Origin of the sequence: Cryobacterium sp. 10I5 (assembly GCF_035019865.1) — a bacterium.
Classification (GTDB): domain Bacteria; phylum Actinomycetota; class Actinomycetes; order Actinomycetales; family Microbacteriaceae; genus Cryobacterium; species Cryobacterium breve_A.
The window spans coordinates 15,121-35,851 of the sequence record NZ_JASJVI010000007.1; the positions used below are offsets into that span (position 1 = coordinate 15,121).

Below are 20,731 nucleotides of genomic sequence, written 5' to 3' on the forward strand. Positions count from 1 at the left end.
AGCCGGCCGGGCTTCGACCGCTCTCCGCCCTGCTAGCGCCGCGCCAGGGCGGCGATGAACCCGCCGACGAACGAGTCGCCCAGTCCGATGGTGGTGGGCGAGGCAACAGTGAGCGCGAACGCGGGCAGGCACCGGACGGTGTGCCCCATCCGGTCTTCGAGATCGGAGGCGAACCGAGTGCCGGGCACGCTGGGCATCCGGTTGTCGACTTCCCGGTAGTCCTGCTCGGTGAAATCGTCCCCATAGCAATATCGCGTGCTCGCCATCGTGATGCCCCCCTGGAGGCTCGCGCCATAGGATGCGGCGAACTCACCCAGGGCGAGTGACCAGTACTTCGTGTGCACGACCAGGGTCGCTGCGGGGATCAGCCCCTGCAGCTCCCAGAGCGCCTCGGCCACCTCGTCGACAGCCAGGAGGTCGACGGGACGTCCCAGGTAGGCCTGCATTTCGTCCTCGTTCATGCTGTACACATCGATCACCCCGATGAGCGCGTCGCGCACGTGCCGGCTCATCGCCGGGATATGGAATCCGGCGTCCTCGTAATAGACGACGGCAGTGATCGGCAACTGCTGCATGTGCCGCAGGATGTCCAGCAACCGTTCCTGGAGCAGGTCCGTGTCCTGGATGACGTTGAACCCGGAGATCAGGAACACCTCGGCCTCTCGGAGCACTTCTCCGAGAGCGTTGCTCAACAGCAGCTGTTCGTTCGGTGGATCATTGGCGTAGATGACCCGATTCGGGTGCGGCGCACGCAGGTCGATGTCGCCGGCCTGGACGCGCGCACCCGCGTTGAACTGCACGATGAGATGCGGATCGGTCGTGTCGTGGTCTGCGCTGCAGAGGTAGGCGCATCCCGCGGGGAGCAGCCTGCGAACGTGATCGTCGATGCTGACCAAGTGCACCGTGCTCTCGATGCCGAGCGCCTGCATCGCCATCGCGGCGCGCACGCACGTGCCGCCCAGGGTGATCCTTCGATCGAACCGGGCGGCGAACGTCTCCACGATGTCGGAGGAGGCGACGAATCGCTCTCCTCCGGCACCGCCCTCGAGGAAGGCGAGCAACGTGACGACCAGGTCCCGCTCGCTCATGACGGGGATCGAGGCATCCAGCTCCGACGCGCGAATGGAGTACTCGCGGATGAGGTGCTCGATCACCCGGGAGTCCCAGACGATCTCGTAGTCGACGGTTCCGCCGAGCCCCAACACCAGTTTTTCGCGCATGGAGATGTGTGCCATTCGATTAGTAGAGTGCTGCTTTTCCGGCCGCATTGAACAGGTCGATCTTCTGCGCCGCGGTGATCTTCATGGCGGCGACGCAGGGCGGCTGGATCGTGTTCGGCTCCCGGACACCCGGGTCGGCCAGGACCTCGCGCATCTTGGAGTGGTACGACGACTTGATGTCGCTCGAGATATTGATCTTATTGATGCCCAGCCGCACGGCCTCGCCGATTTCCTGGTCCGGGTTGTTGGATCCGCCGTGAAGGACCAGGGGGATGCCGACCTTTCCGGTGATCTCACGGAGCAAGTCGAGCCTGAGCTCTGGCTTCATGCCTGCGGGATAGATGCCGTGGCTCGTGCCGATGGCAATGGCGAGGCTGTCCACGCCGGTGGATGCGATGAACTTCACCGCGTCGTCGGGATCGGTGAAGATGATGTTCACCGTGCCGTCTTCGGCTTCGCTGTCCGTCTTGCCGATCGTGCCGAGCTCACCCTCAACGGAGATTCCCACGGCATGCGCCGCATCGACGACCCGCTTGGTGATCGCCACGTTGTCGGCGAACGGGAGCAGGGATCCGTCGATCATGACGGAGGTGAAACCGCTCTGGATGGCCACGAGCACTTGCTCGTAGGTCGCCCCGTGGTCCAGGTGGATGGTGACAGGCACGGGCGAGCGGTGAGCGCGCGCAATGATCGCGGGAAGCATGTCGACGCCGATGTGGCTCAGTTCGTCCGGGTGGATCGCGATGATCAGCGGGGAATTCTTCTCCTCGCTGATCTCGAAGAGGCCGTTCATCATCGCGTAGTCGCTGACGTTGAACGCCGGGACCGCGAAGTCGTTCGCGTTCGCGACGGCCAGAAGGTCGATGCCATTAATTAACATGCGGGAATTCTCCTTGGTTGGGTTGAAACGAGAGGGAAAAGACAGACGCGGCTAGTTCTTGACCGCCCCTGCGGTCATGCCGCCGATGAAGAAGCGCTGGAAGAAAAGGAAGAGGAGGAGGACCGGGATGCATCCGAGGATGCTCATCGCCATCATCTGGTTCCACTCGTACGAGTTCTGTCCCATGAGCAACTGGATGCCGATGGGCACGGTGCGCATGTCCTGGGTGCGAGTCAGGGTCAGCGCGAAGAGGAACTCGTTCCACGAGATCATGAAGGTGTAGATGCCGACCGAGACGATTCCCGGGATGGAGATCGGCACGAGGATGCGCCACAGCGCTCCCATCGCACTCGCCCCGTCGACCCGGGCCGCCTCATCCAGTTCCTTGGGCAGGGTGTTGAAGTAGCCGGTCATCATGATGATCGCGTACGGCAGGGTGAACACCATGTAGGTGAGGATCAGGCCCAGGTAGGTGTTGTACAGGCCGAGGGTCACCATCAACCCGAAGTACGGAATGAGCAGCGTGATGGGCGGCACGCCCTGCACACTCACGATGATCATGTTCAGGGGTTTCTTGAATCGGAACTCGAACCGGCTGAATGCGTACGCCGCGAGAATGGCGATGAGAAGCGTGAGCACCGTCACGGACAGCGACACCACATAGCTGTTGATGAAGAACCGCACCTTGGTGGGGTCAGTCAGGATCGACGTGTACGCATCCCAGGAGAAGTTGTCCGTGATCAGTTTCGGCGGCGAGGCGAAGATCTCCGTATTCGACTTGAACGAGCTCGAAGCCATCCACAACACCGGGAAGCCGGCGAAGACGGCGCCGATCAGTAGTCCGATGAACAGTCCGGTCTTCTTCGCCAGGTGAATCCGTCGTTTGGTCGCAACCATTTCACTCCCGCGCTTTCTGGTATCGGGCATAGACGTATGCGAGGACCGTCGACACGACCAGGAGCAGGACGGCACTCGCGGACGCCTGGGAGAACTCGTAGTTGCTGAAGGCCAGCTTGTACGTGAACGTGCTCAGCATCTCGGTTGCGTTGATGGGCCCACCGCCGGTGGTCATCCAGATCAGGGCGAACTGCTGCGACGTCCAGATGACGTCGAGCAGGGACATGCTGATGATGATGGGCTTGAGTTGAGGCAGGGTCATGTGCCAGAACTGCTGGAGGGCAGAAGCCCCGTCCACCTTGGCTGCTTCATAGAGGTCCGTCGGAATCCCCTGCAGGCCGGCCAGGAGGCTGATCATGTAGAACGGATACCCGGCCCAGATGTTGATGAAGGTGACGGCCATCAGGGCCGTCCCCGGCGTCGACAGCCACTCGATGCCGGTGGGAGTGATCCCGAGGCTGACCAGAACGTAGTTGATGACGCCGTTCGGGTTGAGCAGCAGCCGCCAGAGGATGGCGATGATGGCGACGGTGAACAGCCACGGCAGTACGTAGATCACTCGGAAAAGCCCGGTGGTGAGATTGCTGAGCAGTTTTGTATTCAGCATCATCGCGAACAGCAGGCCGAGCACGAGGTGCGCAATCACGCTGACGATGGTGAAGATCGCCGTATTGAGCACGGCAGTGGGCAAGACGCCGTTGGTGAGGACCTTGACGTAGTTGTCCAGCCCGACGAATTCCGGATGCTTGTTGGTGATGACGTTGTCCATGACCGAGTAGCCCATGACCATGGCGATCGGGACGAACATGAGGATGAAAAGCAGGGCCGCCGTCGGGGAGATGAATCCGTAGGGCGTGAGCTTGCCGGTCAGCGACTTTGCCGCGGTAGTCCGCTCAGCACCTGTTGTGCGTGTGGTTCTCAAGACGTGATCCCTCCTTGAGTTTGGGTGGCCGCGTCAGGCACGAGTCCTGACGCGGCCACGCGAGGCTGAATGTCTCCGTCCGGTTAGAACTTCGCTGTCCAGGCCCCCTGGGCCTTGGTCAGCATGTCGTCGACGGACTGGGTTCCGGTCAGCGCACCCTGGAACTGCTCGTCGAAGTCACGCATCAGCTGTTCGGCGACAGGGAGGCCGACGAACTCGTTGACGGGTGTGCCGCTCTTGTAGATATCGAATGCCGTTTTGAAAAGCGGGTCGGTTCCGGTGAAGTCCGGTGTGGACGTCGTGTTCCCGGGGAAGGCGTGTGCAAGCGTCGACAGCGTGGAGTTGGTCTTCTCGCTCATCAGGAACTGCACGAGCTTCCAGGCCTCCGCCTTGTGCTTTCCGGTGTCGGAGACGCCGATGCCCCACGATGCGTAGGGGATACCGCGCTTGCCAGTGAAACCGTCTTCCGCGGGAATGGCGGAAATGCTGAACTTGAGGTTCGGGTTCTTCTCGCGGATGCTCGTGACGTGCGACAGGGAGTCGATCATCATGCCGACCCGGCCGTTGGTGAATTCCTCCACCTTGTCCTGTTCCGTCATGGTGAGGGACCCGGGGGCGATGACGCCTTTGTCCCACAGGTCCTTCACGTAGCTGGTCGCGCTCTTCACAGCGGTGTTCGTGAGGTCGGGGGCTCCGTTCTTGAGCATGCTGCCACCCGATGCCCACGCCCAGGACATGACGTCATTCTGGATTCCGTTCGGCGCCTGGAGCGAAAGCGGGAGGACCCAGCCCTTGGCGTCCCCGGTCTTGGTGACAGCTTCAGCTGCCGCAGTGAACTCGGTACGGTTGGTGGGCGGTGCCGTGACGCCGGCCTTGGCCAGCAGGTCGTCGTTGGTGAACATGGGATAGACGAAGTTGAGCACCGGGATCATGAAGGTCGAGTCCTTGATCTTGACCTGACTGGCCAGCTGGCTCTCGTCGTACCCGGCATCCTTCATGAGCTGGGAGAGGTCGGCGAGCGCGCCCTGCTTGGCGAAGTCACTCACCCAGGCCCCGTCCAGTCCTACAACGTCGGACATAACTCCCGAGGCTGCGCCGGCAACCGTCTGGTCCTTGGTCGCCGCGTACGGCGCGCTGAGCAGCTTGACGGTAATGTTCGGGTTCTCCGTCTGGAATTCGTCCATCAGGGTGCGCAGTGCCCCCGCGGGCAGTTCCGGCTCCCACCACTGGGAAAACTCGAGCGTGACCTTCTCGTTCGGATCCGCAGTCGCGGTGACCGAACTACTGGTGCTGCACCCGGTGATGAGGGTGACGGCCATTCCCGCGACGACAAGAGGGACGACAGCCCTCCGGAACATAGCGCCTTTGCTATTCATGGTTCTCCATTCCAAGTTTTGCTGTGTTCTGCTGTTGTATGCGCATTTCTGCGCCTTGTTGCATGATAGTAGCGGAGCGAATTGGTGATCGTCAAGCATGCAAAGACAACATTTTATGACTGCAAATGCGCGTACTTCTCGGTATCTACGGGTCAAAACGAACAATCGCGAGCCAAGCATGTATGCGAAGTTGTGCGTGTATGTCACGAATTGACCTGATAAAAACAACAAAACACTGAATGAAACTGCAAGAAAATGCTAATATCAGGCATGTCCCCTTCCCCGGCCCCGCGCTCGACCCGGCCCGATCAGGCCGCCCGCCTGCCCGCGGGACGCAAGGCCGATCTCGCCCTGTACGTGTCAGAAGCAGGTCAGGTCACGGTCGGGGCTCTCGCGGAGCACTTCGGAGTCTCGGCTGACACCATCCGAAGGGACCTCGACCAGCTCGATGCCGACGGGGTCCTGGTCCGGACCCACGGCGGAGCAGTCAGCCAATCGGTCATGGAAACCACGGAGAAGAAACTGGACCTCCGGTTGCGCCTCCAGACATCCGCGAAGGACAAGATCGGCGCCCTGGCGGCCGGCCTCGTTCAGGACGGCTCCGTCGTCATGATCAACGCCGGCACAACGACGCTGGCAGCGGTGCGCCACCTGGACAAGCACCGCAACCTGACGGTGGCCACCAACAACCTCCGCATTCCGATAGAGATGCCACCGGATGTCTGTCGTGACCTCTATGTCTTCGGCGGCGCCGTACGACTCAGCGGCCAGTCGACCATCGGACCCGTCGGGTTTCAATTCGCCGGCAGCGGGAATGACCTCGACGTGCGCTGCGACCTGGCCCTGATTTCGGTGGGGGCTGTCTCGGCCGATGGCGGATATTCGACCAGCAATCTGGCCGAGGCGGTCATGATGAGCGAGATGGTCGCCCGGGCTTCGCGCGTCGCGATCCTTGCCGACTCAACGAAGTTCGGGCGCCAGCTTTTCGCCCAGGTCGCCGAGCTGGGCCGGGCGGACTACTTCGTCACCGACCAGCCCCCGCCGCCGGATCTGGCCAAGGCCTTCCGGAAGAACAACGTGGAGGTGCTGACTCCGCCGACCGGTCCACCGGACAAGCCCGACATGCGACAGGATTTCTGAGCCCCGTGCCTCGCTCGGCGGACCAACCCGCCGGGCCGTAGCGTGCGAGCCCGTTAGCCGAGGAGGGCGCGGAGGCCGACGAGCGCCGTGAGCTGGTGCTCGTAGATCGGAGCGTTCCCCGCGGACACGTCATCGCCGCGGCCGACGTGGAACGGGTTGATCCGCACGATCGGGAGGTCGTAACGGGAGTGCAGGTCCCAGGTCAGGTTGCGCAGGTTCATCACGGTGAGGCCGACCCCGATCTCGAGGATGACCGTGCTGCCGGGGTCCTCTGCGGCGAGGTGTTGCTGGTAGTCGAGGAAATCGTCCTCCTGGAGTTCGTTCGCCGCGTTGTTGAACCAGTAGTCGTCGAAGAAGAGCACGTTCGGCCGGGCCAGGCTCCCGCAGGCGAGACAGAAGGTGGTGGCGAGCCCCGGGTCGACGGTCGGGAAGACGCCGTGCGCCTCCGGTTCGGCCAGGCACTGGGAGCGATCGTAGGCGCCGTGGATCTCGAGGAGCTTCTCGGCCGGGAAACCGTGGTCGGCGAACGCGGTGTCGACGTTGGAGGTGAGCACGAAGAAGTCCTTCGCCGCGGCATCTAGCCAGTCCTGGAGCACGAAGTACGGGTCGGCGGGCCGGGCGGGCTTCTCCGATTCGCGCATGTCCCGCCAGGTCTCGCGGAAGAATGCTGCCTGCTGGTCTGGTTCCTCGAGCCAGAGCGGCGCGCAGGAGTGCTCGAGGTTGGTGTGGCCGTAGTGCGAGACGGTGTCGCCGTATGCCGCGTTGTCCCCGGTCCAGTAGACGGGCGTTCCGATGTCGGCGCTCATCCCTGCACCGGCGATCACGATGACGCGGGTCGCTCGCTGGAGCAGTGTGCGGCTCGGGGCAAGCGGGGTATGCAGAACGGATGCTGCCGGTTGGGCGGACGGGACGGGCACGGAATATCTCCAGCTGCGGCACGATTCGAGGGCCGCCCTTCCATTGTGCGCCTCAGGACAGCGGCCGGATGAGCGCCGGGTCCTGTCGTTCGGCGTCGGGCACCCGCACGCTGTTCACCCGCCGGGACACCGGGTAGCTCTCGATGTGGGCCGCAACGGCGATGGAGGTCCGGTCGAGGAGGTCGAGCAGGTGATTCGGGTCGGTGAGCTTTCCCGGCCTGAGCCATTCGTCCCACACATTCCGTTCGAGGAATGCGGGCATCCGGTCGTGGATCTCGCCGGACGCGTCGCGGGCCTCCCTCGTGATGATCGTCATGCTGTGGGACCACGAATCGTCGCTCTCCTTGCGCGCCGCGTAGAGCCCGGCCGCGGCGAGGAGCCCATCGCCGTGGATGAAGTGCGGCTGCTTGCCGTCCGGGAGGTCCTCCCACTCGTAGTAGCCCGTCATCGGGACGATGCACCGTCGGGAATCGAAGGCCGTGCGGAACATGCCGTTGGTGGCTACGGTCTCGAGGCGGGCGTTGATCGGCGCGGGGCGCTTGCCGCCGTTCGACCAGGCCGGCGTGAGCCCCCAGGACGCCGCGTCCACCTCGCGGGTGACCGTGCCGTCGTGTTCCCACTCGCGCACCACGGGAACCCGGTCGGTCGGCGCGATGTTGTACGAGGGCCGCCAGTCCCGGAAATCACCGCCGGTCGCGACGAACTCCTGGATCAGATCGTCGGTGTCCTTGTCCATCGCGAAGCGTCCGCACATGTGCACAGGGTAATCCGGCAGGTGCGTCCTGACAATCGCGCCGCTAGGCTGTGCGAATCCGGCAATCGCATCTCTGGAGGAGTCGCCATGGGTCTCTTTTCGCCCGGTTTCATGGGCCGTCGCCGCGAACCCGTACCCGGCCTGCCGCCGGGCCAGCACCTCGTCACGGACTTCCCGGTGCTCTCGATCGGACCCACCCCACGGGTGTCCGCCGAGGAGTGGCGCTTCAGCATCACGAGCGAGTCCGGGTTGATGACGACCTGGACCTGGGACGAGTTCCAGGCGCTGCCCCAGGAGGACGTGACCGTCGACATCCACTGTGTGACGAGCTGGTCGAAGTTCGGCACCGGCTGGCGCGGCGTCTCCCTCGACACGCTGCTCGAGGGTGTCGACACCGGGGCCGGGTTCGCGATGGCGCGCAGTTACGGCGGGTACACGACCAACGTGCCGCTCGACGAGTTGCGCGGCGGCAAGGCCTGGGTCGCGCACCAGTTCGACGGCGCCCCGCTCGCTCCGGAGCACGGCGGCCCTGCCCGGCTGCTCGTGCCCGCGCTCTATTTCTGGAAGAGCGCGAAGTGGGTGCGTAGCATCGAGCTGTCGACCCGCAACGATCCCGGATTCTGGGAGCAGAACGGGTACCACATGCACGGTGACCCCTGGCGTGAAGAACGGTACTGGTGAGCGACGTCCCGGCGAGCGCCGCCCGTTCCACGTGGAACGCCTCGGACTGGCACGACGTCCTGGTGGTCGAGGCCCGTGCCGAGACCCCGACGGCGCGCACGATCCGGATGCGGCCGCCCGCGTCGGATGCCGGGCCGCAGCTGCCCGGGCTCGTCGCTGGCCAGCACATCGACGTGCGCCTGACCGCGCCGGACGGCTACACCGCCGTGCGCTCCTACTCGCTCGCGTCGGCCGCACCGGGCGGGGTCCTCGAGATCACCGTGGAGGAACTCGCCGACGGTGAGGTGTCGCCGTATCTCGTGCGCGGCCTCGATGTCGGCGACCGGCTCGAGATCCGCGGACCGATCGGCGGCTGGTTCGTCTGGCGCGACGAAGAGCCCGCACCGGTTCAGCTCATCGCCGGCGGTTCCGGCGTCGTTCCGCTGATGGCCATGATCCGCGCCCACGAGGCGAGCACCAACCCGACGCCGTTCCGCCTGCTCTACTCGGTGCGCTCACCCGAGATGGCGTACTACCGCGCTGAACTCGAGGAACTCGCCCGGGTCTCCCCGCGGTTCCACCTCGACTGGGTGTACACCCGGCGTGCCCCGAGCGGATGGCCGCACTCACCCGGCCGCCTCGACGTCACCCGCCTCGCGGCGAGCGTGCAGACCCTCGGCAGCAGCGCGCTGACGTTCGTGTGCGGTGCGACCCCCTTCGTCGAGTTCGTGGCGGACGCCCTCGTGCGGGCCGGCCGGGATCCCGCCCGGATCCGGACCGAGCGCTACGGCGGCGCCGAGGGAGCCTGAGTCACGGGCCCGAGTCGCACCGGGTCGGGGTCACCCGGTGTGCTGCCGGTCGTGCCGGTCGAGACTCGCGGCGATGGCCTGCGGCACGGGCTGGCCGGTGCGGTCGCTCGCGAACAGGTATTCTCCGCCGGGATTGACCTCGAGGAAGACGTGCTCGCCGTCCGGTGTGACGCGGAAGTCCGAGGCCCCATAGGCGAGGCCGAGCCGGGCGTGGAGGGCGAGCAGGGCGGAGGCGACGTCGTCGGGAAGCCGGTACGGGCTGAACTCGGCCGACCCGATGCCGAGGCGATAGTCGGTGCGGTACTCGGGCTCTGAGCGGATCGCGGCCGCGAAGATCTCGTCTTCCACGACGATCACGCGCAGGTCGAGGTCGGCGGGCACGAACGCCTGGAATGTGACGGGCGCGTAGCGCACGTCATCGATGTGGCCGCGGTCCGCGGCGGTGACCGTGGCCGTCGACCGGGGCGCCTCGGCGATGTTCCGGAAGGCCTTCCGGATCACCCCCTCGGGTGGCCGGGCGTCGATGAAGGCGGCTGCCTGGTCCGGGTCGTTAGTGATGAGGGTGTCCGGGATGGCGAGCCCGACCTGGCGGGCGAGCTGCAGCTGGCGGATCTTGCGTTGCCCGGCCTCGTCGGCGGCCGGCGGATTCATCCAGAAGCACTCCAGGGCATGCCAGAGCCCGGTGAGGGCCTCGGTGCTCTCCGACCAGGCGAAGAGCCGGTTGGTCGCATCCGTGAGGGCCGGGTCCAGGCCGATCGGGCGCACCCGCCGGTACCAGACGGCCCCGATGTCGGCGAGGCGGATCTCGGGCTGTCCCGCCGGGGTGAACGACATCGCGTCTGCCCCGGGTCCGAAGCGCACGTTCAGCCGGGTTCGATGCGGGAAGTCGGCGATGTCGAACACGGTGGCCGGGCGGGCAAGGTGCTCGCGTACCCGCTCGACGTGGGCGTTGTCCGGGAAACTGACGATGAGGATCACGGGGCGCGCCTCTCCGCCACGGGACCACCGGCGTCCGGTGTTCCCGTGGCGGTCGAGGCCGCTCTCATTCCTGCTGTCTCCAACTCAGTTACCTGCACCTCAGCCCAGCAGGGCGATCACCTGGGCGTAGACGCTCGCGAGCTGCTGCCAGCGCGCGACCTCTGCACCGGTGAGCTGACCGGTGGCCGCCGCGTTCGCGTAGTCGGCCAACAGCCCGCCGAGCTGCTGGGCGATGCCCAGGAGCGGACCCCCGTCGGCACCTTGGTCGGGTTCCGCCGCAGCGGCACCGTCCTTGCCTGTGCCGATCACGAAGGGGGTCGCCCCTCCGCCGAACACCCCACCGGGATCGCCGATGCCGCCTGCTCCCGTGAGCGGGCCGGTGAGTGGCCCGGGGTCGATCGGTCCGACCTCGCCACCGAGTTGCTTGACCGGGTCACGGAGCTGCTTGGGAATGTCATCCACGAAATCCTTCCCCAGGTCCTTGGGGCGGTCCTTGACGAGGTCCTTCGGCCGGTCCTTGTTCCCGTCCTTGGGTTGATCCTTGATGATGTCCTTGCCGTTGTCCTTGATCTGCTCCTTGATCGGGTCCTTCGCGAAGTCCTTCGGCTGGTCCTTGACGAGGTCCTTCGGCCGGTCCTTCACAAAGTCCTTCGGGTTGTCCTTGATCAGGTCCTTCGGGTTGTCTTTGATCAGGTCCTTCGGCCGGTCCTTCACGAAGTCCTTCGGGCTGTCCTTGATCAGGTCCTTCGGATCTTCCTTGATGAAGTCCTTCGGCCGGTCCTTCGGGAAGTCCTTGGACAGTTCCTTGCCCGACTTGCCGATGCAGGGCCCGGTGACCCCGATGCTCGAGCGCGGTCCGTCCAGGGCCGCCTGCATCCGGTCGACCTGGCCATTGGTGAACATGTACATCGTGTTGTCGTCGACGTAGTCCATGTAGTTCATGAACAGGTCGCCGTTCGGCCCGTTCGAGCACGACGGATGCGGGAACGTGGGCGCACCGAAGTTCGGCCCGGCCTGGTTGGGGGTGTCGGCCACGAAGTCGCTGCCGGAGCATCCGTTGCCGTCGTCGCCCCAGATGTGCCGGAGATTGAGCCAGTGCCCGATCTCGTGGGTGGCGGACCGGCCCAGGTTGAACGGTGCGGCCGCTGTCCCCGTCGTGCCGAATCCGGTGTGAACGATCACGACACCGTCGGTGGCCGCCGGGCCTCCCGGGAACTGGGCGTAACCGAGGAGCGCCTGGCCCGAACCGCTTTGGAGGTTACCGCAGACCCAGAGGTTGAGGTACTTGTCGGACGGCCACGGGTCCGCTCCGCCGGTCGCCGCGGACTTCACGTTGTCGGTATTGGACTTGAACGGCGTCGTCGTCGTCGAGGTGCGGGTGATGCCGTCCGTCGGGTTACCCGCCGGGTCGGTGCTCGCGAGCTTGAACGTGACCCTGGCATCGCCGATGAGGGGCTGGAAGACCGTCGGCGTCGTCGACCGGTCGGCGTTGGCCGCCCGGAAGTCGGCGTTCAGCACGGCGATCTGGCTGTCGATCTGGGCGGCCGAGACGTTCTCGGCCGCGTTCCGGTAGACGACGTGCACGACGACGGGAATCTGGGTGCAGCCGGTGCGGAGTGCGACTCCCGCGCTGAGAACGCGGTATGTGCGATTCTCGATCTCGGCCCTGGCTTCGGCGTAGCCGTCGACCGTGCGGATCAGACGCTCATTGACCTCGCTCGTGGCACAGCTGCGACGGGTCGGCAGTACGTCTTCTGGGGCGGGTGGCTCTTGTTCCTTGACGGCCATCAGTGGCCTCCTTTACATCGGAAGTCAGGCCGGTCGCAGCTCCAGGTGCTTCGTGTCCGCGGCCAGCACTTCGTAGCGAGCGGTCCCCTCTGGACTGCTCAGTGACAGGACGGTGCCCTCGAGATGCCAGGCGCCCGGGGCGAGCACACCGCGATCGTCCGGGCCAGGCTGGCCGGAGACGGCGGTGCCATCGGCACGGAGGCTGAACGAGGACCGTCCGCGGGACGGCGGGAACGGGTAGTCGTCAGGCCGGTAGACCTGCACGCCGTCGTGGCTTTCTTCGTGCGAGTGCACCCAGGTTCCGACAAGATCGTCGCGCATAGCCGAGACCTCCCCGTCGCGGTCGCTCCAGCACCTACCGGTGAGTATGTCGTCGGGAGGTGACGGTGTCAATGGGAGCGCACTCTCATCGGAAGCGCGGCCTCGCTGCGAGCGCAGCGTCGGCAGGAGGGCGGTTCACCGTCAGCCGACGGCGCTCGAGACGAACAGGACCGCCTCGCTCGCGACGAGGTCGTCGAGCTCGAGGACCCGGTCGAGGTCGTGCCCGGCCTTCAGGGCGGCCGTGCGCTGCTCGGGCGTCTGCGGTGCGAGGCGCCCCTGCATGAAGCCGCCGAGCGCCCGAACGGCGCAGGCCGCGATGATGCCCTCCGGGGTTCCGCCGATGCCGACGACGACGTCGACGTCGGTCCCCGAGGTTGCTGCCGCGACGGCCGCGACGATGTCGCCCTCGCCGACAAGACGGAGCTCGGCGCCGGTGGCCCGGATCTCGGCGATGAGCGACCCGTGGCGGGGCTTGTCGAGCACGACGACGACGAGGTCGGCCACGGCCACGCCGGTGACGGCGGCGAGCCGGGCGAGGTTCTCCGCGATCGGTCGGCGGATGTCGACGACCCCGTGTCCGGCCGCCCCGCAGATGAGCTTGTCCATGTAGAAGACGTCGACGGGATCGAACATCGTGCCCCGCGGGGCGAGGGCGATCACGCAGATCGAGCCGGGGAGGCCGGCGGCCGCGAGGCGGGTGCCGTCGAGCGGGTCGACGGCGACGTCGCAGAGCGGCGCGCCGCCGTGGCCGAGCGCCTCACCGTTGGCCAGCATGGGGGCCTTGTCCTTCTCACCCTCACCGATGACGACGGTGCCGTGGAACGGTGCGTCCGCGAGCACGGCCCGCATCGCGGCCACCGCAGCGGCGTCGATGGCGATCTTGTCGCCCCGGCCGAGCCACGGCAGGCAGGCCGCCGCCGCGGCATCCGTCGCCTCTCGCACGCGGTCGACGAGGCCTGCGGGATAGGAGTGCGCGCCGAGCACGACGGCACCGGAACCGGAGCCACGGGGGATGCCCGTCGGCTCGATTTCCGGCTCGGCGGAGGGATGGACGGGAACGGGTGTACCGGATACTGGAATGGCGTCAGCCTAACTCTTCCGTGTTACGAACGCGGGTCACGAGCGCACCAGCGCCGTGCCGTCGGCGGCGAGGTAGTCCCGCCAGGACCGCTTCGGAGCCCAGCCGAGCAGGCGCTGCGCCTTGGCGCTCGAGATGCCGGAGGCATCCGGGCGGGAGAGGGGCCGCAGCGGGATCGTGTCCCCATAGTGCGCGTGCAGCATCGCGGCGAAGTCGCGACCGCCGGCAGTGTCCGGCGCGGCGATATAGAACACCTCGTGGCCGGGCAGCTCCGATTCGGCGGCGAGCACGATCGCGTCCGCGAGGTCGTAGGCGTCTGTGTAGCTCCAGAGGTTTCCGCTTGCCAGCTCAGCGTCGCGCACGAGAGGCCCGAGGTTCTGCTCGTAGTTGTCCTCGTTCTGCACCCAGCTGGGCCGCAGGGAGATGCAGCGGATGTCCGAACGTGCGACGGCGGCGTCCATCAGCTGCTCCCCGAAGAGTTTGGTGAGCGCGTACGGGTCCTGCGGGTGCGCCGGGTGGTCCTCGTCGACGGGCGCGTACTCAGGCAGGAAGCCGCGCTCGGCGAACAGGAATCCCGGCACGGTCTCGCTCGAGATGTTGACGAAACGCGGCACGCCGAATCGCACGGCGGCCTCGAGCACGTTGAAGGTCGCCATCACGTTGGTGCGGAACACCACGTGGGCAGGGTTCGCGGTCGGGTCGGGGATCGCGGCGGTGTGCACGACCGCGTCGGCGCCTCGGATCACGGCGAAGGCCTCACCGGCATCCGTCAGGTCGGCCATCTGGTAACGCGCTGCGCCCTCCACGGCCCGTTCGAAGACCGGGCGGGCGAGGTCGACCCCGGTCACGTCGTGACCTGCATTGAGCAGGGCTTCGACGGCGGCCCGGCCGACTTTTCCGTTGGCACCGGTGACGACGACCTTCATGAGCGCTCCTTTGCTGAACGTGCGGAAGCCTTCACGCTACCCCGCCCGGCGCCGGTCAGACGCCGATGTCGCGCCGACGGAGAACGAGCGCGGTCGCCGCGGTGACGAGCAGGGAGCCGCCGTAGAAGGCGAGGAGCGCGATGGGCTGGCCACCGTTCGTCAGCGGGAAGTTGCCGAAGGCCCAGTAGTACGGCGAGAGCCCGTGCAGCCATTCGAGGTCGGCGCTCTGGTTGCCGAGCGCGTTGAACACGTAGCCGACGACCGCGACGAAGGCGCCACCGCCGATGCCCCAGACCCTGCGGCCGGTGAGAGCGCCGCAGAGCATCGCGACAGTGCCGGAGAGCAGCACGAGACCGGCGAACAACAGGCACGTCTGCGCCAGATAGCCCAGGTCGATGCCGAGCTGGCTCGGGCCGTTCAGCACGGCGACCAGCACGAACATCACCGCGGCGATCATCGCGACCTTGAGCACGAGCGCCGCGAAGCGCTCCACGACGACCTGCACCCGGGTGACGCCATGGGCGAGGGTCAGCTCGAGCTGCCCGGACTCCTCGTCGCCGCCGAGCATGGCCGCGCCCCAACCGATCGTCGCGATGCTGATCAGCAGGAACCCCATCAGGCCGAAAAGGGTGGCCTGGGTGTAGCCGGCCCCCGTGCTGATCTGGTCGTAGTTGAGGGTGCGGATCAGGGCCTTCGGGAGCGAGTCGATGAGCTTCTGCATCTCGGAGGTGCTCGCCATGCTCGGGTAGAGCGGCAGGTAGAGCATGCTCGCGGCCGCGATGCCGAGGCACCAGCCGAGGACCGCGCGCCAGCCGTCGGAGAGGGACTTGCCGAAGAGGGGCAGGGGCGTGCGGTGGACATCCGTTGCCGTGGCGGCGGTCATTTCGATTCCTTCCGTGCGCGAGCGCGTCGGCCCCGGGCGTGACCGGTGGCGCGGTATCCGGCGGTGACCTCGGGGGGTGCGGTGTAGAGCTTGAGCACGGATTCCTCGAGGTCGGGTTCTTCGAGCACGAGGTCGGTCAGTGCGAGCGTCGCGATCGCCTGGATGAACGGCGCGATCGCACCCTCGAGGGTCGCGATCGCCTCGGTCGCGACGGCCGTGCCGGCGGTGCCCGTTTCGCCGGCAGGCGGGGCAACGGTCGTGCAGACGAGCCCGGCCATGCCCTCGAGCCGGCCGAGCCGTTCGGTGAGTTCGGCGGGGCGGATGCCGGTGGCGGTCATCCGCAGGTGCCGCACGGCGGTCTGGCGCAGGGCCTCGACGCTCGCGACGGTGACGATGCGCCCGTCCCGGAGGATCGCGACCTCGTCTGCGGCCTGCTGGATCTCGCTGATCACATGCGAGGACAGGAAGACGGTCTGCCCCGCGTCGCGGGCCTCTTTCACCAGCAGCAGGAATTCCTGCTGCATGAGCGGGTCGAGGCCGCTCGTGGGCTCGTCGAGCACCAGGAGTTCCGGCTCGTGCATGAACGCCTGCACGATGCCGAGCTTCTGCTTGTTGCCGCGGGAGAGCTTGCGCACGGGCTGGCCGAGGTCGAGGTGGAAACGCTCGGCGAGTTCCTCGATGTGGCCGGTGCGCACGGGACCCGAGATGTCGGCGTAGTGCTGCAGCAGCCGGTGGCCGGTGATGCGGCCCTCGAGGATCAGCTCGCCCGGCAGGAAGCCGATCCGGCGGCGGAGTTCCGGACCGGCGTTCCGGGAGTCGGTGCCGAGCACGGTCGCGTACCCGGAGCTCGGCCGGATGATGTCGAGCAGGGCGCGCATCGTCGTGGTCTTGCCCGCGCCGTTGGGGCCGATCACGCCGAAGACGCTGCCTCGCGGCACCGTGAACGTGACGCCGCGGAGGGCCTGGGTGCTGCCGAAGTGCTTGGTGACCTCGACCGCCTCGATCGCGGCATCCGTCGACGGCGAGGAGGCGCCGGGGTTCGGTCGGTTCACTGTTTCGACGTGACTCATCGCGTGTCCTCTCGTCTGGAGTATTCCCAGGCAGGCATAGGCTCTGCTCCGGGAACCGAAGCGGGCTCCGGAGTAGCCGCGAGCGCGTTCCGGGTGATGTTCAGCACGGTCTCGTCGGTGTAGAGCCCATGGGTGTAGAGCTCGACCGACGGCAGCGCCAGCCGCCGCATCGTCTCCTGCCCGAGTCCCCGGCCCTCGAAGCCGAGTGCCCTGGCGAGGTGAGACGTCATCGTCATCATCGCGAGGCTCGTCATCGTGATGAGCACGGCCTCGGCACGCGGGTCGGACGAGGGGTTCATGCTTCCGTCGGCGATGCCGGCCCGGATGATCGCCTCGGTCTCGTCGACGATGGTGTCCACGAAATTCTGGCCGGCCGCCGTCTCCTCGCTGATGGCCCGCGACAGGTAGGCGACGTCGACTTCGTATTCCGCAGGGTTCGCGAGGTAGCTCTGGATCACGGCCTGGAGCCCGGCCGGGCTCGCCTTGTCGTGGGCGGTGGCGAGCATATTCCCGATCACGAATTCGTCGCACTCGGCGCGGAGGCGTTCCTTGCTGCCGAAGTGGTGCACGACGAGGCTCGCGCTCACTCCCGCCGTGGTGGCGATCGCCCGCAGGCTCGTCTTACGGAAGCCGTCGCGCGCGAAGTGCACGATCGCGGCATCCCTGATCAGGGCCCGCGCCGTGAGGTCCTCCGGTGGAGAGGGACGAGCTGTACGCATGTTCAACATGCTAAACACTTGTTCAGTGCGGGTCAAGGCCCTCGGTGGGTGACATGCCGGAGCCCGGGTGCTTGCCCTGCAGCCTGCAGGGCGAGCACCCGGGCTCTGGGACTTCCCGGTTGACGATCAGCCGACGGTACTGCTGAGCGTTCCGATCCCCTCGAGAGTGATGTCGACGCGATCACCGGGATGAACGGCGACAAAGGTGTTCGGAGCACCGGTCATGATCACATCCCCGGGTTCCAGGGTGAGCCAGCGCGTCACGTACGCGAGTGTCGCGGCAACACTCGACGGGAGGTTGAACGACCCGGACCGGGCGCGCACCTCACCGTTGATCGCGACCTCTGTGCTCACGTTCTCGGGGTCGGTCACCTCGGTCTCGATCCAGGGGCCGAGCGGTGTGTAGTTGACTCCACTTTTGCTCTGGAAATTCTTTTCGTCGACGGGTACCTGATCGACGTTCGTCACGTCGTTCGCGACCGTGAATCCGAGAACGTAGTCGAAGGCGTTTTCAACAGTGAGCCCGGTAGCCGATCGCCCGATGACGACGGCCAGTTCTCCTTCGACATTGACCGTTCCCACGCCACGCTGAGCCAGAATCTCGTCGCCAGGCCCCGCGACGGTGTGTGCCGATTTCTGCCAGGCCTGAATGGGCAGGACATGGTTGTTGTTGGTGAGGTTATGAGCAATTCCGACGACGAGGCCGGGTTGCACCGGGGCAAGGAGCACGGCACCGTCCATGGGTGTCGAGTCCCCGGTGAAGATGATTTCCCGGGCGAAAGGATCGATGATGAAGTCCCAACGATCGTCCACGGCCACCGCAGAGCGGGGCCCTTCTGGAGTTTCGAGTCGTGCTATCCGCATGCTGTGCTTTCTGATTTGGTCGAATGAGGAGAGAAGCTGCGTCAGCTGCCGACACGTGCGAGGAATTCCTTGTGCGACACCATGTGTTCGGGACGTGTCTCAACCTGAACCGCGCTGTCAAACAGTGCGTCGTTGAGAAGCGTCAGGTCACGGCCGCGGGTCTCGGGTGTCACGAAAGTCGTTGCGAACGTGATCGCGGCGAGGATGAAGACATAGATGGCCAGTGGCCACCAGGCCCCACCGCTGGCGCCGATGAGGAAAGCACCGAGGACCGGCGCGATCCCGCCGGCAAGGATGGCACTGAATTCCCGTGACGTCGCAACACCGAGATACCGGTGTTGGTTGCCGAACATTTCAGGAAGGAGCGCGCACTGCGCGCCGAGCATGGTGTTGACTCCGAGGCCGATTGCAACGGCGATCACGATGATGACGACTACAGGGTTTCCGAGCGACAGCAGCCACCAGCCGGGGAAGGCAAGCACCAGAAGGACCGCCGCGCCGAACCGGTAGACGGGGACCCGTCCGAAGCGATCAGAGAGGTGACCGGCGAACGGAACCGTCACCATCCCGACCAACGATCCAACCGCGACGGCGAGCGGGCCGATCCACGTGCCGACTCCAACGGTTGTGACCACGAAACTCACGGCTAGGGTGCTGAAGATATAGGAGCCCCCGTTCTCCGCCATCCGCAGGCCGATTCCACGCAGAACCGAGGGGAATGAGCCGCGGAAAACCTCGCGGAGGGGACTCTCGGCAACCTGATCCTGCTTTTCGAGAGTGATGAATGTCGGGCTTTCCCGCAGGCGCATCCGGATGAAGACGGCGACACCGATGAGCAGGATGGAGGCGAGGAAGGGAATGCGCCACACTCCCGCGAGCAGGACCTCCGTGGGGAGGGTGCCGAGGTAAACGAACACTCCCGCGGCAAGCAAGGTTCCTGCCTGAATCCCAATGAAGGGGAGGGCCGCGAAGAAGCCGCGTCGGCGAACGGGTGCGTATTCGGCCATAAGGACCGTCGCACCCGCCTGTTCGGCACCAGCACCGAAGCCCTGCAAGAGCCTGAGCAAAACCAGGAGAGCCGGGGCCCACAGGCCGGCCTGCTCATAGGTCGGCAAGACGCCGACGAGAGTGGATGCGCCACCCATGATGGCGATCGTCGTGAGTAGAACCCATTTACGACCGAGCTTGTCGCCGATCGTGCCGAAGAAAAGCCCCCCGAGTGGACGTGCGGCGAAGGCCACCCCAAAGGTGGCGAAGCTCGCGACCAGGGCAACGGCAGGTGTGAGGTTGGAGAAGAATACCTTGCTGAAAATCAGGGCCGACGCGAGCCCGTACGGGGCGAAGTCGTAATATTCCAGCGCACTGCCCACGCTTGATGCCAAAGTGGCCCGACGAAGATTCGCCGCGTAATCCGGATCCGAGGCCCCACTGGAACCGCCCGGTTGATTCTCACTGCTCACGATGTCTCACCCTCCATTGGATGACCCCTGAGTCGAATGAATTACTCGGAATTCACCCAAGTCGAGGCGTCGATGCGGGCGTCTGTGCCCGTAGGAATGATGCTACACCCGGCTGAACAGGGTTCGGCATTCTGAACGATTATTTTTCGACGGGAACAATCGTCGGTCGCGTCAGCTCCGCTGCCGCCACCCGAAGAGCCGCCAGGACGCGGGCCCGCTCCTCCGGTGAATCATTCGGATGCACCAGCGACGCACCGATTCCGAACGATGGTTCTCCGCTTCGCGTCGAAGGGACGAGGACTGCCAAACCGACCACGCTCAAGTGGATCTCACCCTCATCGATGGCATATCCGCGCTCACGCGTCATCTTCAACTTCCGCTGCAACGTCTCCAGGTCCTTCGTTGAACGATCAGTGAAAGTCACGAGTCGATTGGGGTCCGCGTACAACGCTTCAACCTCGTCCGGTGGCAGTTCCGCGAGGAGTACCGTACCCACCGCGGTCGCTGACGACGGGTAGCGATCTCCGACGCCCGCAGACAACGGGAACCGCTCCCTCCCTTCGTACGCCGCCAGATAGAGGACCCTGGCTCCGTCCAACATTGCAATCTGCACAAGTTGTGTGGTGAGCACCTCCGACTCCTCGCAGATCCGGTAGAACTCCCGAATCTGGTCGAACCCCGCGAGGTAAGCGCTTCCGAGCTCGACCGCGCGTCTGCCCAGTAGATATCCTCCACCGCTTCGCCGGATGAGCCCGCCCTCTTCGAGCGACGCACACAGATTGGACGTCGACGACTTGGCTATACCCAACTCTCTCGCGATATCGCTCAAGGAACGGGCGCGGCCGGGCGAGAGCGCGAGCAGATCGAGGATCCTGACCGCCTTCAAGACTGCCGGCGCCTGAGCACCCTTTTCAACCTCGATGACGCTCATTCCGCTTCCTCCTTGGCGCCGCGCTGCGCCGCATGGCGGCAGCCGAAACACACCCCGATGGTACCAGTCGCCCACTTTCACGGGGCGATCACCATCCACAGTGGTGAATGCGGTTCTGTATGCTGTTCAAATGTCAAC

The 20,731-nt window shown here is 65.7% G+C and carries 21 protein-coding genes and 1 pseudogene; 4 read left to right on the top strand and 18 right to left on the bottom strand.

The genetic code is table 11. The features are described 5' to 3' along the window. Window positions 1–32 precede the first annotated feature (32 nt). The 5 genes from QN350_RS03970 to QN350_RS03990 form a co-directional block, all read right to left on the bottom strand. Window positions 33–1,235, bottom strand: coding sequence for an ADP-dependent glucokinase/phosphofructokinase (locus QN350_RS03970; protein WP_322138580.1), 1,203 nt, complete (start codon window positions 1,233–1,235; stop codon window positions 33–35). Window positions 1,236–1,239: 4 nt separating this feature from the next. Then, window positions 1,240–2,100: a ketose-bisphosphate aldolase gene (locus QN350_RS03975; protein WP_322138579.1), complete on the bottom strand. Its 861-nt coding sequence runs from the start codon at window positions 2,098–2,100 to the stop codon at window positions 1,240–1,242. Between the two features lie 51 nt (window positions 2,101–2,151). Next, window positions 2,152–3,027 (bottom strand): carbohydrate ABC transporter permease, encoded by an 876-nt coding sequence (locus tag QN350_RS03980; protein WP_323515840.1) that lies wholly within the window; start codon window positions 3,025–3,027, stop codon window positions 2,152–2,154. Beyond that, a complete protein-coding gene (locus QN350_RS03985; protein WP_322138577.1) occupies window positions 2,999–3,919 on the bottom strand; it encodes a sugar ABC transporter permease in 921 nt (306 codons plus the stop codon). The genes QN350_RS03980 and QN350_RS03985 overlap by 29 nt, the downstream gene beginning before the upstream one ends. Before the next feature lie 83 nt (window positions 3,920–4,002). Next, on the bottom strand, window positions 4,003–5,277 hold the full coding sequence (locus QN350_RS03990) for a sugar ABC transporter substrate-binding protein (protein ID WP_323515842.1): 1,275 nt from the start codon (window positions 5,275–5,277) through the stop codon (window positions 4,003–4,005). A gap of 288 nt (window positions 5,278–5,565) precedes the next feature. Here QN350_RS03990 and QN350_RS03995 point away from each other — a divergent pair. Next, window positions 5,566–5,778 (top strand): annotated as a pseudogene (locus QN350_RS03995) (DeoR family transcriptional regulator); the annotation flags it as partial. An 18-nt stretch (window positions 5,779–5,796) separates the two neighbouring features. Further along, on the top strand, window positions 5,797–6,435 hold the full coding sequence (locus QN350_RS04000) for a DeoR/GlpR family DNA-binding transcription regulator (protein ID WP_323515894.1): 639 nt from the start codon (window positions 5,797–5,799) through the stop codon (window positions 6,433–6,435). Between the two features lie 53 nt (window positions 6,436–6,488). Here the strand turns inward: QN350_RS04000 and QN350_RS04005 are convergent, their stop codons facing one another. Both QN350_RS04005 and QN350_RS04010 read right to left on the bottom strand, forming a co-directional pair. Further along, complete coding sequence (locus QN350_RS04005; RefSeq protein ID WP_323515845.1) at window positions 6,489–7,352, bottom strand: Sir2 family NAD-dependent protein deacetylase; 864 nt, start codon at window positions 7,350–7,352, stop codon at window positions 6,489–6,491. A gap of 52 nt (window positions 7,353–7,404) precedes the next feature. Further along, window positions 7,405–8,106, bottom strand: a complete 702-nt coding sequence (locus QN350_RS04010) for an SOS response-associated peptidase (protein WP_322138573.1) — start codon at window positions 8,104–8,106, stop codon at window positions 7,405–7,407. An 87-nt stretch (window positions 8,107–8,193) separates the two neighbouring features. On the opposite strand from QN350_RS04010, the gene QN350_RS04015 reads away from it, so the two are divergent. Together QN350_RS04015 and QN350_RS04020 are read left to right on the top strand one after the other, a co-directional pair. Next, complete coding sequence (locus tag QN350_RS04015; RefSeq protein WP_281533617.1) at window positions 8,194–8,787, top strand: sulfite oxidase-like oxidoreductase; 594 nt, start codon at window positions 8,194–8,196, stop codon at window positions 8,785–8,787. Continuing rightward, entirely contained in the window at window positions 8,784–9,575 is a 792-nt protein-coding gene (locus QN350_RS04020; protein WP_323515850.1) for a ferredoxin reductase, read from the top strand. The genes QN350_RS04015 and QN350_RS04020 overlap by 4 nt, the downstream gene beginning before the upstream one ends. Before the next feature lie 30 nt (window positions 9,576–9,605). Here the strand turns inward: QN350_RS04020 and QN350_RS04025 are convergent, their stop codons facing one another. The 11 genes from QN350_RS04025 to QN350_RS04075 all read right to left on the bottom strand — a co-directional run bounded on the left by QN350_RS04025 (window position 9,606) and on the right by QN350_RS04075 (window position 20,593). Next, the gene (locus tag QN350_RS04025; protein WP_323515853.1) at window positions 9,606–10,553 is read right to left on the bottom strand and encodes an MvdC/MvdD family ATP grasp protein; all 948 of its coding nucleotides are present in this window, start codon (window positions 10,551–10,553) and stop codon (window positions 9,606–9,608) included. A gap of 99 nt (window positions 10,554–10,652) precedes the next feature. Beyond that, complete coding sequence (locus tag QN350_RS04030) at window positions 10,653–12,341, bottom strand: zinc metalloprotease (RefSeq protein WP_323515856.1); 1,689 nt, start codon at window positions 12,339–12,341, stop codon at window positions 10,653–10,655. Window positions 12,342–12,365: 24 nt separating this feature from the next. Then, a complete protein-coding gene (locus QN350_RS04035) occupies window positions 12,366–12,662 on the bottom strand; it encodes a hypothetical protein (RefSeq protein WP_322138569.1) in 297 nt (98 codons plus the stop codon). Between the two features lie 141 nt (window positions 12,663–12,803). Beyond that, complete coding sequence (locus QN350_RS04040) at window positions 12,804–13,646, bottom strand: fructose-bisphosphatase class II family protein (protein WP_322138568.1); 843 nt, start codon at window positions 13,644–13,646, stop codon at window positions 12,804–12,806. Between the two features lie 132 nt (window positions 13,647–13,778). Next, entirely contained in the window at window positions 13,779–14,666 is an 888-nt protein-coding gene (locus QN350_RS04045; protein ID WP_322138567.1) for an NAD(P)-dependent oxidoreductase, read from the bottom strand. A gap of 55 nt (window positions 14,667–14,721) precedes the next feature. After that, complete coding sequence (locus QN350_RS04050) at window positions 14,722–15,549, bottom strand: ABC transporter permease subunit (RefSeq protein ID WP_322138566.1); 828 nt, start codon at window positions 15,547–15,549, stop codon at window positions 14,722–14,724. Beyond that, complete coding sequence (locus QN350_RS04055) at window positions 15,546–16,619, bottom strand: ABC transporter ATP-binding protein (RefSeq protein WP_323515861.1); 1,074 nt, start codon at window positions 16,617–16,619, stop codon at window positions 15,546–15,548. The genes QN350_RS04050 and QN350_RS04055 overlap by 4 nt, the downstream gene beginning before the upstream one ends. Further along, window positions 16,616–17,338, bottom strand: coding sequence for a TetR family transcriptional regulator (locus tag QN350_RS04060; RefSeq protein ID WP_323515864.1), 723 nt, complete (start codon window positions 17,336–17,338; stop codon window positions 16,616–16,618). The genes QN350_RS04055 and QN350_RS04060 overlap by 4 nt, the downstream gene beginning before the upstream one ends. Before the next feature lie 126 nt (window positions 17,339–17,464). Further along, window positions 17,465–18,202, bottom strand: a complete 738-nt coding sequence (locus QN350_RS04065) for a fumarylacetoacetate hydrolase family protein (protein ID WP_323515866.1) — start codon at window positions 18,200–18,202, stop codon at window positions 17,465–17,467. A 41-nt stretch (window positions 18,203–18,243) separates the two neighbouring features. Continuing rightward, window positions 18,244–19,572: an MFS transporter gene (locus QN350_RS04070; protein ID WP_323515868.1), complete on the bottom strand. Its 1,329-nt coding sequence runs from the start codon at window positions 19,570–19,572 to the stop codon at window positions 18,244–18,246. Between the two features lie 229 nt (window positions 19,573–19,801). After that, window positions 19,802–20,593, bottom strand: coding sequence for an IclR family transcriptional regulator (locus tag QN350_RS04075; RefSeq protein ID WP_322138559.1), 792 nt, complete (start codon window positions 20,591–20,593; stop codon window positions 19,802–19,804). Window positions 20,594–20,731 lie beyond the last annotated feature (138 nt).

Excerpts from the sequence above, each read along its gene's own strand:
- QN350_RS04055 (WP_323515861.1), bottom strand. The coding sequence starts at position 16,619 with ATGAGTCACGTCGAAACAGTGAACCGACCGAACCCCGGCGCCTCCTCG.
- QN350_RS04015 (WP_281533617.1), top strand. The coding sequence starts at position 8,194 with ATGGGTCTCTTTTCGCCCGGTTTCATGGGCCGTCGCCGCGAACCCGTA.
- QN350_RS04030 (WP_323515856.1), bottom strand. The coding sequence starts at position 12,341 with ATGGCCGTCAAGGAACAAGAGCCACCCGCCCCAGAAGACGTACTGCCG.
- QN350_RS04035 (WP_322138569.1), bottom strand. The coding sequence starts at position 12,662 with ATGCGCGACGATCTTGTCGGAACCTGGGTGCACTCGCACGAAGAAAGC.
- QN350_RS04000 (WP_323515894.1), top strand. The coding sequence starts at position 5,797 with ATGGAAACCACGGAGAAGAAACTGGACCTCCGGTTGCGCCTCCAGACA.
- QN350_RS04050 (WP_322138566.1), bottom strand. The coding sequence starts at position 15,549 with ATGACCGCCGCCACGGCAACGGATGTCCACCGCACGCCCCTGCCCCTC.
- QN350_RS03980 (WP_323515840.1), bottom strand. The coding sequence starts at position 3,027 with ATGCCCGATACCAGAAAGCGCGGGAGTGAAATGGTTGCGACCAAACGA.
- QN350_RS04075 (WP_322138559.1), bottom strand. The coding sequence starts at position 20,593 with ATGAGCGTCATCGAGGTTGAAAAGGGTGCTCAGGCGCCGGCAGTCTTG.
- QN350_RS04010 (WP_322138573.1), bottom strand. The coding sequence starts at position 8,106 with ATGTGCGGACGCTTCGCGATGGACAAGGACACCGACGATCTGATCCAG.
- QN350_RS04060 (WP_323515864.1), bottom strand. The coding sequence starts at position 17,338 with ATGCGTACAGCTCGTCCCTCTCCACCGGAGGACCTCACGGCGCGGGCC.
- QN350_RS04045 (WP_322138567.1), bottom strand. The coding sequence starts at position 14,666 with ATGAAGGTCGTCGTCACCGGTGCCAACGGAAAAGTCGGCCGGGCCGCC.
- QN350_RS03975 (WP_322138579.1), bottom strand. The coding sequence starts at position 2,100 with ATGTTAATTAATGGCATCGACCTTCTGGCCGTCGCGAACGCGAACGAC.
- QN350_RS03970 (WP_322138580.1), bottom strand. The coding sequence starts at position 1,235 with ATGGCACACATCTCCATGCGCGAAAAACTGGTGTTGGGGCTCGGCGGA.
- QN350_RS03990 (WP_323515842.1), bottom strand. The coding sequence starts at position 5,277 with ATGTTCCGGAGGGCTGTCGTCCCTCTTGTCGTCGCGGGAATGGCCGTC.
- QN350_RS04065 (WP_323515866.1), bottom strand. The coding sequence starts at position 18,202 with ATGCGGATAGCACGACTCGAAACTCCAGAAGGGCCCCGCTCTGCGGTG.